This is a genomic window from Sphingobacteriales bacterium (assembly GCA_016699615.1).
GTDB lineage: Bacteria > Bacteroidota > Bacteroidia > Chitinophagales > JADIYW01 > JADJSS01.
Genome location: CP064984.1, coordinates 1,093,981 through 1,108,825 on the forward strand (window position 1 = coordinate 1,093,981; position 14,845 = coordinate 1,108,825).

Below are 14,845 nucleotides of genomic sequence, written 5' to 3' on the forward strand. Positions count from 1 at the left end.
CAAAGCTAAAACTTAAAATGTAACTATTTATGTATATTAGTTTAAAAAAATATTATCTATTATTTTATTGTGTGATAAAATTTGGTGTTCTTGGATTTTGAAAAAACAATGAATTAGTAAGTATCGTATTTAAATTTTGTTCATACAATCTGAATTGATATGGATTGACATCTGCTTGTTTTCCTTTGGGATAGAATGCAAATTGTAAATCTATATATGGTAATCCTAAATCTAAACTTCTAATTCTCATGCCTAAGCCAACACCATACTGAAAAAAACTCTGTGTAATTAATTTTTTATCGTTGTTACTTATCCAACCTATATCTGCAAATGCATATACCATTCCTTTTGATAGTGCTACTCTTTTATCTAGGAAAAAGTTTGCTTCTATATTAGCTGTGATGCTTTTTGAGCCTTTGAGTGATGGTGAATAGAAACTTCTAATGGCATTGTTTATTGTAAAATATCTATCTTCTGGATAAAAGAAACCGTAATTGAATTTTGCACCAAGTAATGTTCTAAAATGTGTATGTTTTCTTATTTTAATACTTTTTGCAATATAATTTTGAACAACAGTAAGCAACATTTGTTCTCCTTTTTTGTTTCTGATGTATCCACCATAGTTTACTTCAGAATATAAATAACCAAATTTCTTAAATTCTTTGCCATAATTCAGATTCATACTGAAATTATTTCTTCTGCCTAATAATTCATCAATTTGTGGTCCTATCCAGAAACTTAAATTCCATTTTTTTGGTAAAAATTCTGGCTGATCAATATAATATATATTATTGAATACATAGTAATCCCAAAATGCAAAACCAAAACCAAAGATAAAATCAGATATATTAATAAAATTTGTATTTACATTTTTATCAATAATAAATGGTCTTTCTTTATATTTTATATGATTGATTTTTGTTGAAATTATAAATTTCAATCTGTCTGTGCGTACATTACTAATTTTGCTTAATGATTGTGCGTATGAAAGCCACAAATTATAAGCATGAGATTTTGCCTTTACTAAAGAATTTATATCTCTTAGATTATTTGTTAAACTTACCTTTTGATTACTATATGTGTACGATGCATTAAAAGCCCATTTGGTAATTACTGATAGATAAGCTTTACTCAAACTTGTAGAAAACTTCTGAGTTAAATTTGAGTAAGTATATCTTGCATTAAAATCAATTTTTGAATTTAATATATTTCTATAAATATATTTTGTACTTAATATAAATAAATTATTTTTATTAAAATTAAAAAAGGTTGATAGATAAAGTGAATTAGGTTGTTTGAATAAATTATTTATGCTTCCTGTTATTAATAAACTTTCGTTACTATATCCTGTTGCCATTGTATATGACAATCTATCTACAAGATAGATATACACATCAACTTTATCATCTACTTCTCTTAGCTCATCATCGCAAGCTGGACTAACACTGATATTTACATATTTATATCTATTTCTTTCCCAAAGTAAGCGTTCTGCATCTGCCATTACACTTGGTGAAAGAATATCTCCTGCCTCGAATAATAAATCTTGTTTTGCTTGCCATTCTTTTGTGCTCAAATGAATTTTGTTAGCAAATTTCTGTGCTTTTTTTAATGTACAACTATCACAAGAAAATGGTTCTTCTACTTTTATGAATATTTGATTTATTTTCTTGCCTGCAAATGTTTGGTATTTCTCAGCTCCAAATAATTTAATGCCATCTCCTCTATCTACATAATTTAGATATGAAATAAACTTAAATGTACTTTCTATCTTCTGAGATTTGTCTTGTTTTTTTTCTTTGCTTATTACATTACTAATGCTATCACGCTTTGCAATAAGCATATTTTGAACATTTGCTAAAGAATCATAATTTGCAAAAAGATTGTTTGATGCGATTAGAATTATAAAAAATACATTAATTATAAATATATTTTTTATATTAACATACATAATAAAATATTATCTTTTTTTAAGATAAGTTTGTATGATTTTAATTATCATTGGAAGTATAGAAACAAATACAATTCCTAAAATAATTTTTTCTAAATTTTCTTCTACCCATGGTACATTTCCTAAGAAATAACCAACTATTGTAACACTTGATACCCAAAGAATGGCACCAATTACATTGTATGTGAAAAATATTTTATTATTCATATTGCCAATGCCAGCAACAAATGGCGTTACTGTTCTTATTATTGGCATAAACCTAGCAATGATGATTGTTTTGCTACCATACTTTTCAAAGTATGCATGTACTTCATCTATCCATTCTTGTTTTACAAGGTTTTTATTGTTTATTTTTAATGCTAATACTTTCTGGCTTAGATATTTTCCTACATAATAATTTACATTATCGCCAATAACTGCTGCGAAAATTAAGAGTGGTATTAGAATCCAAATATTGAGTGCTCCAGAGCCGATTGCACACAACATACCAGCAACAAATAGCAAAGAATCTCCTGGTAAAAATGGCATAATAACCAATCCTGTTTCTACAAATATGATTAAAAATAGTATTCCATAAATCCAATTTGGATATTGTAAAGTTAGATTTTGAATTATCTCTTTTGTGTTTGTTAGTAATTCTAGTAGAAAATGTATTATTTCCATGTATTAATTAAAAATAGATTTAAAATATTCTATAGTAGCTGGCAATCCTTGCTCAAAAGTATATTTTGGATTGTATCCTAATAATTGTTGTGCTTTTGAAATATCTGCTTGAGAATCTCTGATATCGCCTTGTCTTGCTGCTCTATAGTTTGGCAGAATTGATTTGTTTAGATATTTTTGAATTGCATAGTACATACTATTGATAGAATATCTTCCGCCAACTGCAATGTTATATGCCTGATTGAATGCTTCTTGATTTTGTGTGAACATTGCTAGCACGTTAGCCTGAACAGCATTATGTACATATGTAAAATCACGTGTTTGCTCGCCATCGCCATTTATAAATGGTGATTCATCTTTGAGTAATGCTTTTATAAATAATGGCATAACTGCAGCATATTCGCCATCTGGATCTTGTTTTGGTCCAAAAATATTAAAATATCTCAATCCAATTATTTCCATTTGGTATGTCTTAGAAAATACATCAGCATATACTTCATTTGTATATTTTGTTACAGCATAAGGTGATAATGGTTTTCCTATTCTGCTTTCAACTTTTGGTAAGGTTTTTTCATCTCCATACACTGATGATGATGATGCGTAGACAAATCTTTTTATGCCTGCTTCTTTTGCTGCGAATAACATATTTACAAATCCACCAATATTTACATTATTCGTTGTTATTGGATCTAAAATAGAGCGTGGTACAGAACCAATTGCTGCTTGATGACAAACAACATCAATATTTTTGCATGCATTTTTACAATCTTCAAAATTTCGTATATCTCCTTCAATAAAATTAAAATTCTTGTGCTGTAAAAAAGGTTTAATGTTATTGAGGTTGCCTGTGGCTAAGTTGTCTATAACTGTTACATGTGCATTGTGTGTTAGCAAATACTCAACTATATTTGAGCCTATAAATCCTGCGCCGCCTGTTACTAATATTCTATAATTACTTATATCTATATCAACTATCTTGTCTTTGTACATCATAAAGTTTCTAAAAATACAAAAATTAAAATTAATTATTAACTTCTAATCTTCCATTGGCTAAAAATACGCCTCTAAGTGCATCTTTATCAATTGTTATTCTTTCCAATTGTACGTCTGTAATATTACCTTGTATCCACTTCTTTTCTACTTGAAAATCATTTAACTGATTTTGCGCTTGTAGTTTAATTAAGTATAATTCTTCTCTAAAATTATAGGTAAGAAAAGAATTTAAAAAATCTATTATCTGGGTATGGTATATAGAATCTATCCAACGAAGCAAAAAACTATTTGTACTTATTGTATATGATAAATTTCTAGTTCTGATTGTAAATACTGGATCATTGAATACTAATGAACAATTGAATGTTGCTACACCATCATAAGTTTTTTTTAGATACCATTTATGTGTGTGTATTACAAATGGCACATCTATTTGTGCTTTAATTCCATTACTTTTTATCTTAAATTCTTTTAGTAATATCTCGTATTTATTTTCTTCTATTTCATATTTTTGATTTGCAAAATGATGATTGAAGAAATTAGCTACACTATCGTATTCTGCTTTCGCTTTTATAATCACATCAAACTTGTAGGCTTGCCTATTTATCTTCCAATCTAGGAATCCTAACATTAGATAACTTCTTACATTTGAGATTCTTTTTTGTACAATATTTTCTATGTATGCTTTAATATTTAGGTCGATTTTGGCTCCATCAACTTCTATATCTGTTTTTGTAGTATATATTTCTATTGGCTTGAAAGATAGAAGTTCCAGCCATCTTTTTTCATTAAATAAATATTGTTGAAACTGATGCCATACATCACCAAAAACTGAACCTCCTACAACTCTTTCAAAAATATTCACATATCAAATTTAAGGTATTGCTACTGATATTTTATTAGGTATTGATTTTTTAATATTTAAAAAGATACAGCGTCCTGATGTTGGACGCTGTATGCTTGTTTGTCTTATTTTGTGTTTGTGTCTCTTCTTTCTTAGAATGGACATTGTTTACATGGATCCACTTGCATATCAAATCGCTCTAATGACTGTAAATTGATCTTGCCACCTATTACCTTAAACTCTGTTCTTCTGTTTCTTTGGTGTTCATACTCTGTACATATCACTCCATCTGTACAGCCATTCACTGGCTTTGTCTCGCCATATCCTTTCGGTTTTAATCTACTTCTACTGATGCCTCTCGCTATCAACCAATCTACTACACTCTGTGCTCTGCGTTGTGATAACTTGATATTGTAATCATACGGCGCTCTCGCATCTGTGTGTGAGCCTATCTCTACTATCGCTTCTGGATTCTCTTGTAAAAAACCTAATAACTTATTCAAGTCTCGCTCACTCTCTCTCTTATGTACCATTTATCAAAGTCATAGTAAATGTCTCTCAATTCTATACTTGGCGCATCCATCTGATCGCCTGTCTTTGGATCTACCCACTTGCCTGTCTCTGGGTCATAGACATAGCCGTCTGGCATGCCTGGTATTGGATCTAAGATTACTTCTTCTTCTCTAGGATTAACTCCACATTTCCTGTCTATCTTACAATCGCCATCATCTTTGATAACTTCTGTATAGCCTGGCAAGTAACCTTGTGCATTGGCAACTATGATATAATCACAATCACATCTTACTATCTCGCATATCTTACCATTCTCATCTGCTACCAATGCTTTGGTCCAGCCTTCACACTTGCTAGACAATAGTATCTTTGCTCCTGCTAGTGGCTTTAAGTCTTCTGGACTTTTGCTGTCTATACTCTTTGGTGATGTTGGACTTTTGCTATCTATGCTCTTATTCTCTATATCTTTGTTTTCTATATTCTTGCTGTCTATACTCTTCGGTGATGTTGGACTCTTGCTATCTATACTCTTATTTTGTAATGATTTTAAGCTCTTGCCTAAGACCTGTACACTCATAGCATACTGCTGTCCTTTGTCTAATGGTATTTTTACATATACTGTCTCGCCTGCTTTTACGCCTTTTGTCGTAGCACATACTTTGTCATTGGTGCTATAACCTTCTGCACTCGCAACAAAACAATAATCCATGTTTCTTACTACGCCAAACTCAAACTCTCCATCACACTCCGTTTCCATTCTTCCTTCTTCACTCTGTGTCAGTTTTGCCTTCATTATCACTTTACTGTTGCATATCGGCTCGCCTGTCTTTGCATCCACTACGATTCCTTCTAAGTAAATGCCATCATCCTCAAAACTATAGATATCATCTAAGCCATTGCCTTCTGGTCTGTTGGATGTAAAATAACCTACTGATTTATCTTGTCCATATACTAAGCTAAAATCATCATGACTACTGTTTATTGGTGCGCCTATATTTCTAATTTTACCATATTGATTGGTCTTAGCATCTGGCTTTACTCTAAAAATATCTAAGCCACCTAAACCGCCATGTCCATCACTGGCAAAATATAATACACCATCTTCATCTACATATGGAAACATCTCCATACCTTCTGTATTGATCTGCTCTCCTAAGTTCTTTGGCGTACTCCAGCTTTCACCTTCTTTCTTCGTTATGTAAACATCTGTGCCTCCATAACCGCCTGGCATATCACTGATAAAATACATTGTATTGCCATCTGGTGTAAGTGCTGGATGCCCTACACTATATTCATCATTATTGTATGGAAACGGCTTGTCGTTCTTCCATGTGGTGCCTTCTACATCTGACTCAAATATCTTCAATTTGATTATCTTATCATCACTCGTCTTTGCCTTACCATGATAATAATTGTTTCTCGTAAAATATACTTTCTTATTGTCTGGGGTAAAGGTAGCTGCTGCTTCGTGGTATTTTGTCGATGCATCTGCTTTCATCTGTTTTGGCTTGCCAAAGGTCGTCTTCTCGCCTTCTACATAATACATATCAAAAAACTGTGTGCCTGTCCATGTGTGTTCTCTTCCTATTGCCTTTGAACTGTCTCGAGAACTAGAATAGACTAGTCCTTTCTCAAACCACATGGGTGCAAAATCATAACCCGAAGTATTAAAACTTAAATTCTTTATCTGATATCTATCTCTCGTTAATAAGTACTGTCCATAATCTGCACTCGCTTTTAACTGATTGCCTGCTCTCTTGTCTTCTGGAACACTCTGTTTATAGGTAGCATACCATTTTGCCGCTTCTTCGTATTTCTCATTCGCCTGCAACATCTTTGCATAGTATAACTTATACTCCGAATCTACATCGCCTTTCTCTACTGCCTTGCCATACCAATATTCTGCACGCTCAAAGTTTGAGGTTAATCGGTAGCAATCGCCTAGCTCACACATCGCTCTTGTGCTATCGTGCTTCTTTAGATAACTCTCATATAATGGTATCGCTTCATAGTAAGCTAAATCATTATACAACTTCTGGGCTTTGCCTATACCTCCTACTGTGGTACCTGCTCCTGATGTGCCTCCTTCGATAACCTGTGCGTCTATACTAGAAACTCCTATAACCACTAGTAATAGCACTAGCAATATCTGACGTTTAAGCTGTTTGATTGTATTCATATATTTTACTTTTTCCTTGCTTGGGTAAGTTTTATTGTTTTTCTTCTTCTTCTTTTAAAAATATCTCGGCGTTATTACTCGTTTCTTCTCAAAATTAAAATCATAGCCTAAGATAACCTCATAGCTTCCTTTGTTGTAATCTCCTAATTTCGTTAGTGTATAGTCATACGCAAAACCTATTAACAACTGCTTCGTTGGCCATACTTCTAATAAAGCATCAAAACTATCACTATTGGTTAAGCCTGTCTTCTTGTTATGGAACGATGTTCTATAGCTTCCGCCTATATTCACTCTATCATAAATCAATAAACTCAAGTTAAAATCTAAGGTGTGTGGTATCTTCTGCTCTGCACTGGCGATATATCTATACATCATCTGTGGTCGTATTTTTAAAACCTTGCCTGCTGGTATTACACCACCTGCCATCGTGATAAAATGTGGCGTACGGTGTGCGCTTAAAAAACTTCCTGTATTATCATTGGCATAGGCTGCTATAACATCTTTATTGTGTAAATCGCCTTTGATAAAGTTTGGCACACTTGCTCCAAAATACCAATATTTATGGTATAAATATAAACCTGCCCCTACATCTGGTAGTATTCTGCTTACATTCTGCTGAAATACTACATCCTGTTGATTTTCTATGTTTAAGTCTGTTAGATTACTCTTGTACCACAATATACCTGCATTTATTCCTAAACTCAACTTAACGCCTTTGCCTAAGTTTACTCTATAGGCATAGCTAGCATCAAACCATGTCTGGTTCGTAACGCCTAGTCTGTCATTGACTAAATAGAAACCTATCGCTGAGGCTTCCTTCTTCAATGGACTATGAATGGCAAACGTTGCTGTCTGTGGTGCACCCTTGATGCCTGCCCACTGATTGCGATACAAGGCGCGGATACTTAATACCTCGCGTGAGCCTGTGTAACCAGCATTCATAGGCAACTTATTCTACATGTATTGGGTGTACTGAGGCTCCTGTTGGCCATACAGCATCGATGTCATTAATAACAACATCGCTACAACTGTTATCCTCATTTGATTTAATCTTATCATGATTTTTACTTTTGCTTTTTTATTTATCTTTTTTGAGCTGAATCTGTGTTTACCTTTTTATTCCTTTTCGGAGATAAGGTGGTAGCAATGTTTGACTACCACCATCTCTTTATATCATCTTATCTATGTATAACGATAAACCCTGCTTTATTAATATCATCTCCTCCGCTGTTGATATACTTGATAACATAGTAGTATGTACCATCTGGAAGTGGTGCACCTTTGTATCTTCCATCCCACTCGCCTCGGTAATCCTCATTTCTGTAAACCTCGATGCCCCATCTGTTGTACACACAGAATACTATCGCACTTGAACTTGGACATGGTATCGTATAGTAATCATTCACACCATCGCCATTAGGTGAGAAGGCATCATACAACTCACATTCATTCTCTCTTACTATTCTTACATATGCCCATGCAGTGTCGTTGCCATCTGGATCACATATCACATATTGGAAGCTGTCTACTCCTGTAAAGTCTGTATTTGGTGTATAAGTCACATTTCCTGATGGTGTGTTTATGTTACTTAATGTTCCATTTACTGGATGTGTAACTATAGCATCATCACATAATTGTAATGGATCACTGTCTGTCTGGATATCATTGCCTATAACATTTATAACTACTGGTACATTAACTTTCGTTGTTGTATCATTATTAATTGCTATCGGTGGTATACCTGTTACCGTTACATAAACTGTAGTCTCTATACATGTGTCTGTACCTGTGATGCAGCTCATAATGCATAACGTATCTGTACCTTTTACATTGCCTGCTGTGTATACTAAGCAACCTTGCTCGTTGATAGTCCATGTGATGTAATTTCCTGTTCCTGAGGTCTGACCTGCCCAACTCGTTACTGTGATGTCTGTTCCTCGTGGTTGTAAGAAATCACAAATACTATCTACGTTATTCACTGGTAAGCTATCTCTTATCGTGTCTCTTGGTGTCTCTACCGTAATGATGATAATTGTCGTATCGCAGTAGCCTTTGTCATCACATCCTACTATACATGTCGTATCATTACCTGTTTGTCCTTTTGATGGTGTGTATGTTATACATGGATTCAAGCCATCTATCGTTACTTTGTTATCCGTATCACATGTTGTAATACTAATTACTGTACCTGGTAACTCTGTTGTGTCTACACATACTGGTACTGGACAGTTATAACATGTCGTGTCTCTGATCGTATCTTTAACTGTACAGCCTACTACACATACTCGAACACTATCTCTACAGCCACTCTCCCTTGCCCTCTACTACTACCCAATGACAGCCTGATGGAATGATAACCTCACTACCTTTAGGTAATTCATTGATATTGTATCCTACCGTATGTCTTACACCTGTATTTGTACTTAAGATACGCATATCGCCATATATGCCTCCTCGGCGACCACCTGCTACTCTATCTCCATCTACTACCCATGCTCCTAATGGATCTATGCTATTTAAGTAAGCTACTAACTCAGTGTAAGATGTATAGCTAAATGGACCATATTTTACTCCATTTATTCTAACACTATCTAATCTGTGTAATACACCATTGTTATAACCTCCTGATAAGATATGTGTACTGAAGTCATACCCTGCTGTTGTATCATAATCACAGCCACTCATATCAAATGTATTCAATCTTGTCTCATCAATATAAACATTGTAGTTTGTTAAATCTACAAATGCAATTGGTAAACAGTATTGACCTTCTCCATTTACACAAGGCACTTCAACATAAGTCTCTTCTATTATGCTATCACATTCTACACATTCTACACAAATTAGAGCACTGTCTACACAGCCTGTTATTGTATCTTCTAACACAACCATATGACAACCTCTATCAAGCATTAATTTACTTCCTGTATAGGTAACATAGCTATTGTATTCATTTATGAATGTTCCAACTCTTGGATCTAATGCAAAGATTTGTAGTCCTATTCCTGTATTATACAATCTGCTTGGATTACCTGCTTTGATTATCATATCTTCTGCATACCACATGCCTTGAGCATCTACACTATTCATATACACTACTAACTCTTCTAATGTTGTAAAGCTGATATTTGGTGATAAAGTTCTATTACTATCTATACCCCAACGCTCTAATACATGTCCTACACCATCTAGGTATTGATTAGCATTAAAGCTATAACCACCAGCTACTTCCTCTTCACCACAACCACTTAATGAACTAAATGCCATTGCTTGTTTTGTACCATCTATGTAAATATGGTATTGTTGTAATGTTTTCATATCTAATGGTAAACAATAAGCTACTTCCTCTTCTCCTCTACATGGTAATACTGTATCTCTAATGATATCTTTACAGTTTGGTAAGTTAGAGATAATCGCTACTGTTGTATCACTGATGCCTGTCGTTGTATCTGTCTTAACGATACATAAGGTATCTAAGTTGTAACCTACTACGCCACTTCTTGTAATCGCAATACAACCATCTGTTAACGCTGTATATACATTGCCACTATTGTTCATCGCTCCTGCACAGTCTACTATCGTTGTTCTGATATTACTCATACCATTATCTATACTAGCACATATTGTGTCTGTTGTATAGATAACATTCGTATCTCTGATCGTATCTCTTGTCGGTGTATTACTAATAATTACTACTGTCGTATCTGTAATACCTGTCGTTGTATCTACTGTTACTACACATAATGTATCTAAGTTATAGCCTACTTTATTGCTTCTATCTACTACGATACATGTTGTGCCTGGTATTACTGTGTATACATTACCACTGTTGTTCATCGAACCTGCACAGTCTACGATGTAGATACTGTCGGCATTCATGCCTAACTCTACTTCTACACATACTGTATCTGTCGTGATGATAACATTTGTATCTCTAATGGTATCACGTTTCGGTAAGTTGCTGATAATTGCTACTGTTGTATCACTGATACCTGTTACTGTATCTGTCTTAACTATACATAAGGTATCTAAGTTGTAACCTACTACGCCACTTCTTGTAATCGCAATACAACCATCTGCTAATGCTGTGTATACATTACCACTGTTGTTCATCGCACCTGCACAGTCTACTATCGTCGTTACGATATTACTCATACCATTATCTATGCTCGCACATATTGTGTCTGTCGTATAGATAACATTCGTATCTCTGATAGTATCTCTTGTCGGTGTATTACTAATAATTACTACTGTCGTATCTGTTATGCCTGTCGTTGTATCTACTGTTACTACACATAATGTATCTAAGTTGTAACCTACTTTATTGCTTCTATCTACTACGATACATGCCGTACCTGGGATAACTGTATACATTACCACTGTTGTTCATCGAACCTGCACAGTCTACTATGTAGATACTGTCGGCATTCATGCCTAACTCTACATCTACACATACTGTGTCTGTCGTGATGATAACATTCGTATCTCTAATCGTATCGCGCTTAGGTAGATTACTGATAATTGCTACTGTTGTATCACTGATGCCTGTTACTGTATCTGTCTTAACTATACATAAGGTATCTAAGTTGTAGCCTACTACGCCACTCCTTGTAATAGCAATACAACCATCTTCTAATGCTGTGTATACATTACCACTATTGTTCATCGCACCTGCACAGTCTACTATCGTCGTTACGATATTACTCATACCATTATCTATGCTCGCACATATTGTGTCTGTCGTATAGATAACATTTGTATCTCTGATCGTATCTCTGCAAAGGTGAGTATAAACATTTAATATTAAAGTATCTGTACAACCTTCTTCACTTGGATAAACTATCTGATATGTTCCTGTGCTACTGAATGTCTGTCCATAGTAACTTACACTCTCGCCTGAACATATAGCCGTATCTACTACTTCTTTACTTCCGCCATTCTCTATCGTTACGTTGATTGTTACTATACTATCACAACCTAATGCATTCTCTAACACTTGTGTGTAAGCTCCTGTCGCTGTATATGTCTGTAAACCTATTCTTACTACTCCTTCACTGCCGCTGTATCTATAACTGAACTTGTCGATACATTCTCGGTAACTGTCAACGCTATCGTGCCTGTACACGTGCCTGTGCTTAATTCTATATAATGTAAGCCTGCTCCATAATTAACTCCGCCTATAGCTACTGAATCACCTTCACATACCGCCTCTGACATCTCTATCGTATCATTTGCTAATAATACCTCTACGCTAACTTCTACTATACTGTCACAGCCTGTCGCATTTGTTAATGTTTGTGTGTAAACGCCTGTCGCATTATATGTATATCCGCCTATCTCTACCGTCTCGCCTAAACATATTACTGTGTCTATTACTGTTGGTAATAGCTCTGGCAATACTGTTAAGTTTAATGTAATTACACTGTCACAACTACTGCTGCCTGTTGTAACTACTGTGTATGTACCACTCTCACTGTATACCTCGCCGCCTACATTTACATATGAACCATAACATACTGTACTGTCTATTTCTGTACTGTCTATCTGTGTCTCTGTTATCACTAAATGTACCATGCCTGTACATTCTACATTGTCTACCTCTATATACTCATCCATTGCGCCACAATAGTTAACACCGTCTATCACTACACACTCGCCTTCACATATTGTTCTTGATACTTCTATTGTATCGCCGTCTTCTAACACTATCACATTTACTGTATATACTGTATCACATCCACCTATCGTACTTGGTACTACAAATACATCGCCTATCGTGGTCGTTGTATAAACTCTACCGCGTACTTCTACCTGCTCGCCTTCACATATCGTAGCATCTACTAATACTTCTGGTGATTCTAACTCCTGGATATCTATCACTAGAATACTATCACAACCATTTGAGCCTATTAACACCTGCTCGTATACGCCGCCTGATGTGTAGCTTATTCCATTGATATCTACAACACTGCCTATACATAACATTGTGTCTATTCTTGACGCTGTCGGCTCTAATACTATAACATTTGTTGTAATTATACTATCACAACCCGTTATCTCTGATGCTAAGGTATCTACATATACTCCTGTCGCATTATAAGTACTTGTGCCTACTGTTACTGTACTGCCTAAGCATATCATCGTGTCTATCGTTACTGTAACTGGATAATTAACTAACACATTCAACACTAAAGTATCTGTACAACCTTCTTCACTTGGATAAACTATCTGATATGTTCCTGTGCTACTGAATGTCTGTCCATAGTAACTTACACTCTCGCCTGAACATATAGCCGTATCTACTACTTCTTTACTTCCGCCATTCTCTATCGTTACGTTGATTGTTACTATACTATCACAACCTAATGCATTGTCGCTGTATCTATAACTGAACTTGTCGATACATTCTCGGTAACTGTCAATGCTATCGTGCCTGTACATGTGCCTGTGCTTAATTCTATATAATGTAAGCCTGCTCCATAATTAACTCCGCCTATAGCTACTGAATCGCCTTCACATACCGCCTCTAACATCTCTATCGTATCATTTGCTAATAATACCTCTACGCTAACTTCTACTATACTGTCACAGCCTGTCGCATTTGTTAATGTTTGTGTGTAAACGCCTGTCGCATTATATGTATATCCGCCTATCTCTACCGTCTCGCCTAAACATATTACTGTGTCTATTACTGTTGGTAATATCTCTGGTAATACTGTTAAGTGTAATGTAAGTACACTGTCACAGGTACTGCTTCCTGTCGTAACTACTGTGTATGTACCACTCTCACTGTATACCTCGCCGCCTACATTTACATATGAACCATAACATACTGTACTGTCTATTTCTGTACTGTCTATCTGTGTCTCTGTTATCACTAAATGTACCATGCCTGTACATTCTACATTGTCTACCTCTATATACTCATCCATTGCGCCACAATAGTTAACACCGTCTATCACTACACACTCGCCTTCACATATTGTTCTTGATACTTCTATTGTATCGCCGTCTTCTAACACTATCACATTTACTGTATATACTGTATCACATCCACCTATCGTACTTGGTACTACAAATACATCACCTATCGTGGTCGTTGTATAAACTCTACCGCGTACCTCTGTCTGCTCGCCTTCACATATCGTAGCATCTACTAATACTTCTGGTGATTCTAACTCCTGGATATCTATCACTAGAATACTATCACAACCATTTGAGCCTATTAACACCTGCTCGTATACGCCGCCTGATGTGTAGCTTATTCCATTGATATCTACAACACTGCCTATACATAACATTGTGTCTATTCTTGACGCTGTCGGCTCTAATACTATAACATTTGTTGTAATTATACTATCACAACCCGTTATCTCTGATGCTAAGGTATCTACATATACTCCTGTCGCATTATAAGTACTTGTGCCTACTGTTACTGTACTGCCTAAGCATATCATCGTGTCTATCGTTACTGTAACTGGATAATTAACTAACACATTCAACACTAAAGTATCTGTACAACCTTCTTCACTTGGATAAACTATCTGATATGTTCCTGTGCTACTGAATGTCTGTCCATAGTAACTTACACTCTCGCCTGAACATATAGCCGTATCTACTACTTCTTTACTTCCGCCATTCTCTATCGTTACGTTGATTGTTACTATACTATCACAACCTAATGCATTCTCTAACACTTGTG

12 protein-coding genes are annotated in these 14,845 nt (G+C 35.0%); all 12 read right to left on the bottom strand.

Annotated features, from left to right (window positions below; all coding sequences use genetic code 11):
* Nucleotides 1–64 precede the first annotated feature (64 nt).
* The 12 genes from IPK18_05210 to IPK18_05265 all read right to left on the bottom strand — a co-directional run bounded on the left by IPK18_05210 (nucleotide 65) and on the right by IPK18_05265 (nucleotide 14,840).
* Nucleotides 65–1,843: a hypothetical protein gene (locus tag IPK18_05210; GenBank protein QQR98911.1), complete on the bottom strand. Its 1,779-nt coding sequence runs from the start codon at nucleotides 1,841–1,843 to the stop codon at nucleotides 65–67.
* Between the two features lie 117 nt (nucleotides 1,844–1,960).
* Entirely contained in the window at nucleotides 1,961–2,614 is a 654-nt protein-coding gene (locus IPK18_05215) for a VTT domain-containing protein (GenBank protein QQR98912.1), read from the bottom strand.
* A gap of 3 nt (nucleotides 2,615–2,617) precedes the next feature.
* Nucleotides 2,618–3,604 (bottom strand): SDR family oxidoreductase, encoded by a 987-nt coding sequence (locus IPK18_05220; GenBank protein ID QQR99301.1) that lies wholly within the window; start codon nucleotides 3,602–3,604, stop codon nucleotides 2,618–2,620.
* A gap of 31 nt (nucleotides 3,605–3,635) precedes the next feature.
* On the bottom strand, nucleotides 3,636–4,472 hold the full coding sequence (locus IPK18_05225; GenBank protein ID QQR98913.1) for a DUF4403 family protein: 837 nt from the start codon (nucleotides 4,470–4,472) through the stop codon (nucleotides 3,636–3,638).
* A gap of 131 nt (nucleotides 4,473–4,603) precedes the next feature.
* Entirely contained in the window at nucleotides 4,604–4,984 is a 381-nt protein-coding gene (locus IPK18_05230) for an OmpA family protein (protein QQR98914.1), read from the bottom strand.
* Nucleotides 4,951–7,143, bottom strand: coding sequence for a PD40 domain-containing protein (locus IPK18_05235; protein QQR98915.1), 2,193 nt, complete (start codon nucleotides 7,141–7,143; stop codon nucleotides 4,951–4,953). The genes IPK18_05230 and IPK18_05235 overlap by 34 nt, the downstream gene beginning before the upstream one ends.
* Before the next feature lie 54 nt (nucleotides 7,144–7,197).
* A complete protein-coding gene (locus IPK18_05240; protein QQR98916.1) occupies nucleotides 7,198–8,085 on the bottom strand; it encodes a type IX secretion system membrane protein PorP/SprF in 888 nt (295 codons plus the stop codon).
* A 236-nt stretch (nucleotides 8,086–8,321) separates the two neighbouring features.
* Nucleotides 8,322–9,275, bottom strand: a complete 954-nt coding sequence (locus IPK18_05245) for a gliding motility-associated C-terminal domain-containing protein (GenBank protein QQR98917.1) — start codon at nucleotides 9,273–9,275, stop codon at nucleotides 8,322–8,324.
* Between the two features lie 166 nt (nucleotides 9,276–9,441).
* Entirely contained in the window at nucleotides 9,442–11,517 is a 2,076-nt protein-coding gene (locus IPK18_05250; GenBank protein ID QQR98918.1) for a hypothetical protein, read from the bottom strand.
* Nucleotides 11,474–12,268: a hypothetical protein gene (locus tag IPK18_05255; GenBank protein ID QQR98919.1), complete on the bottom strand. Its 795-nt coding sequence runs from the start codon at nucleotides 12,266–12,268 to the stop codon at nucleotides 11,474–11,476. Before IPK18_05255 ends, IPK18_05250 begins: the two co-directional genes overlap by 44 nt.
* A complete protein-coding gene (locus tag IPK18_05260) occupies nucleotides 12,187–13,584 on the bottom strand; it encodes a hypothetical protein (protein QQR98920.1) in 1,398 nt (465 codons plus the stop codon). The genes IPK18_05255 and IPK18_05260 overlap by 82 nt, the downstream gene beginning before the upstream one ends.
* The gene (locus tag IPK18_05265; GenBank protein QQR98921.1) at nucleotides 13,506–14,840 is read right to left on the bottom strand and encodes a hypothetical protein; all 1,335 of its coding nucleotides are present in this window, start codon (nucleotides 14,838–14,840) and stop codon (nucleotides 13,506–13,508) included. The genes IPK18_05260 and IPK18_05265 overlap by 79 nt, the downstream gene beginning before the upstream one ends.
* Between the last annotated feature and the right edge of the window lie 5 nt (nucleotides 14,841–14,845).

What these genes read in the sequence shown, in the direction of transcription:
- IPK18_05210 (QQR98911.1), bottom strand. Translation starts at nt 1,843, where the DNA reads ATGCTTATTGCAAAGCGTGATAGCATTAGTAATGTAATAAGCAAAGAA.
- IPK18_05215 (QQR98912.1), bottom strand. Translation starts at nt 2,614, where the DNA reads ATGGAAATAATACATTTTCTACTAGAATTACTAACAAACACAAAAGAG.
- IPK18_05250 (QQR98918.1), bottom strand. Translation starts at nt 11,517, where the DNA reads ATGTATACAGTTATCCCAGGTACGGCATGTATCGTAGTAGATAGAAGC.
- IPK18_05260 (QQR98920.1), bottom strand. Translation starts at nt 13,584, where the DNA reads ATGTACAGGCACGATAGCATTGACAGTTACCGAGAATGTATCGACAAG.
- IPK18_05230 (QQR98914.1), bottom strand. Translation starts at nt 4,984, where the DNA reads ATGGTACATAAGAGAGAGAGTGAGCGAGACTTGAATAAGTTATTAGGT.
- IPK18_05235 (QQR98915.1), bottom strand. Translation starts at nt 7,143, where the DNA reads ATGAATACAATCAAACAGCTTAAACGTCAGATATTGCTAGTGCTATTA.
- IPK18_05220 (QQR99301.1), bottom strand. Translation starts at nt 3,604, where the DNA reads ATGTACAAAGACAAGATAGTTGATATAGATATAAGTAATTATAGAATA.
- IPK18_05240 (QQR98916.1), bottom strand. Translation starts at nt 8,085, where the DNA reads ATGAATGCTGGTTACACAGGCTCACGCGAGGTATTAAGTATCCGCGCC.